This window comes from Ruegeria sp. N10, from assembly GCF_056531545.1.
In genome coordinates this window covers 1-2,645 of the sequence record NZ_JBQFLY010000049.1, presented here as the reverse complement: position 1 = coordinate 2,645, position 2,645 = coordinate 1, and the positions used below count along the sequence as shown (strand labels likewise).

Sequence of the window (2,645 nt, the reverse complement as noted above, 5' to 3'; positions counted from 1 at the left end):
CGGTATAGGATTGAGAGAAGGTCGCAGTGAAAATGGGATAGCCTTCGAGCAAGCATTCCAAGCTGCAAGCCGCGCGATTCTGAGGTGTGGAGCCAATGGTCTGCCAATTCCTGAAAATGGACCAACACGTTTGGAGGTAGTTTTTGACCCTGACACAATGCGCGTTACCCCAGATCCGAACGACTAGAAACAAGTTGATTTTACCACAGAAGAATACCCGCATGTCCACAGAGAGCACTCGCGTATGCTGCGTCTGTGCTCAGGATTGATCGTCAGTAGGTCATTAGCCGTAAGTTGTCCAAACTGCGCAATCGGCACTGGGGTCCTCGCTTGGCAAAAAAGTGTTTTCTGCGCACAGCAGCCTTCAACTGTCACCGGCGCCGCAGCCAATGTCTGCTTGGTAGCCCTTCACACAAAAGACTACCCGTCGGCTGCAAATTGACGAGACTTGACAGAAGCCATGAACCTCAAAATCTGGGGTTCCGAACTGTCCAGTTTGTAGGATCTGTAAAATTCTACAGGCTACAAAACGGCACATTTTACAAACTAGCTGTCCACAATTTTGGTTTTCTACTTGGTCACCCTGAGAAACGTGTTGCGGGCATCAGGAACCACGGAAACCTCTAAGAAGCTTATTTATAGGATATTTCTTAAGGGCAAGGGATCATAGATCCCCCTTTGTGTCCCCCTTATTGAACAAACGCTGGTTCTTTGCCTGGCCGAACCGCAATAGGTTCATCTGACTTTGGAGCATTCCCTATCGCACGCTTCGATGGGCCGGTCACAAAAGTAGGACCAACAGAGTTTGATAGGTCTATCTAAACTGTTTCACTGACGCCATCATCGGACAAGCCGTTCTCAAACGCCCATTCATGGAAACTATGCAGCCAGGCGAGGTTTGTATCCTCTACCTGAAGCTCTTTGCATTTCATGATGAGAGGTTCATCCCGTGGTGCCGAGCGTCCTTCGCCGGGGCCATTGCGGGTGTACCCATCAACAATCTCCCCGTCTCGAATATGAGGCGGAATGATTAGACGACCGTAGTTGTTTGAAACCACTTTGCCGTGCTCCCAGACAGCTTCTGAATCGACATCCGGGTGCACTCTAACTGGGCGCCAGGTGTTTTCATTTCGAACAAACAGTAGGCCACGCAGCGAAACCAGCGAGATACCGGCCGAGAGCGCCTCAGAGAGCATCTCTTCGAGTTTCTGGTAGTCTCTATCCCCGAAGAGCTTATGTCCCTTCGAAAACCTCAGAATATCGCCGTAGATACTATCGAACCGTGCATCATGCGGACGGCCTACAACATCGGCCCAGAGTTTTCGGGCCTGCTTTCGTGCCCTCGCCTTTGGTAGACCTGAAATCGAGTATTGAACAACCCTCACATCCGTCAGGAATGGATATTTCCGCTTGATGAAGTGTTCATGAAGCGCGGCCCGGACTTGTTCTTTTGTGCTTTTGTGGGTCACATCGCTTTCAATGCGTGTAGGGCCGTAGCTGGCCCTTACGGCATCAATGGTTCGCTCGATGGTTATCAGGGACTTCTCCCGCCCGTGTCTGGCCTCTTCGCTTTCAGGGCCTTCGACATACTCTTCGGCCACGATATCCCGAACGGCGCGGGCGCGCTGTTCAACCCATCTATCGAAAGTTCCCGTAGGCTCAGATTCACGACGACCAAGCAGATCGTCGATTCCCATGTAGTTTCTACCCATCCGGCGAATTTCGTCATCCAAATCTACCAGCGTGTGGCCGGCTGCCTGGCGAAATTTCAACCCAAGCATTCCGATTTCGGTTGGGAAGTCATCCATTCCGTCCAGTTCCAACGCACCACGGGCAACCAAGCGAGAGCTGAATCGTTCGGTTCCATAGTTGCGCAAGTCGATAATCTTCCAGTTCTTGCCATCTTTCGAGTGGAACAAGCGCCGGGCCTCTTGGTTGGGAGCCACAGAGATAACTGCATCCACATATCGAACCCTGGGGTTCACCTTCAGGAACATCTTGAGGCGTTCGTCAAATGCTTCAGCTTGATCCTCGTATACGTTGTGCAGGGTATGACCATCATCCAGCTGGACGGATTTTCTTGATTTCTTTGGGCCCTGCGTCTTTTGGGAGGTCAGTCGTTGAGTAATAATTTTGCGCTCGGTTTTCACAGCGAGTTCCTATTGCCTTGATCACGCGACTAGTACGACAGAGAGTCTCAAAGGCCAACCGGTCGTATGGGGTGATTGGTCAGGCTGAGGTAATGCCATAAGGGGCAGGGTCTAAATGGGCTATTCATTCCTGCCTAAACTCCAATCGCTATTCGCGATCTCCGATCCGGATCAGGTGTTTCATAAAGGAAGACGTGATTTCAAAAATGAACTCGATCTCTTCTTCAATGACGGCGTCGTTATGCTTGACATAGCTGTTCTGGTATTTGCTGAAATACTCGACAAGTTTGACAAACATGTTAGCCAACTCCTTTGAGCCGCCATGATCAGAAATATATCCCCCCAAGGATGAGAGTTGGTTTTCCAAGGATTTGTTGTTGTCGAGAACGGATTTAAGGAGCAGTTCTGTTGATTTCCGCTGAGAAGTGACCCGGTAAGCCAGATAATTTTCACTGAGAATTGACCCATGTGAGCACATTGCCCCGACGTTTTCGT

General features: G+C 50.3%; 2 protein-coding genes and 1 pseudogene. 1 reads left to right on the top strand and 2 read right to left on the bottom strand.

Annotated elements, in window-relative coordinates; translation table 11 throughout:
- Window positions 1-187, top strand: a pseudogene (locus ACR0JI_RS21830) (hypothetical protein); the annotation flags it as partial.
- 631 nt (window positions 188-818) lie between these two features.
- On the opposite strand, the gene ACR0JI_RS21825 reads toward ACR0JI_RS21830, so the two are convergent.
- Together ACR0JI_RS21825 and ACR0JI_RS21820 are read right to left on the bottom strand one after the other, a co-directional pair.
- Window positions 819-2,150 carry a hypothetical protein gene (locus tag ACR0JI_RS21825; RefSeq protein WP_480496662.1) on the bottom strand — a complete coding sequence of 444 codons (1,332 nt, stop codon included), beginning with the start codon at window positions 2,148-2,150 and terminating at the stop codon, window positions 819-821.
- A gap of 148 nt (window positions 2,151-2,298) precedes the next feature.
- On the bottom strand, window positions 2,299-2,645 hold a 347-nt coding region (locus ACR0JI_RS21820; protein WP_480496664.1), incomplete at its 5' end, for a hypothetical protein.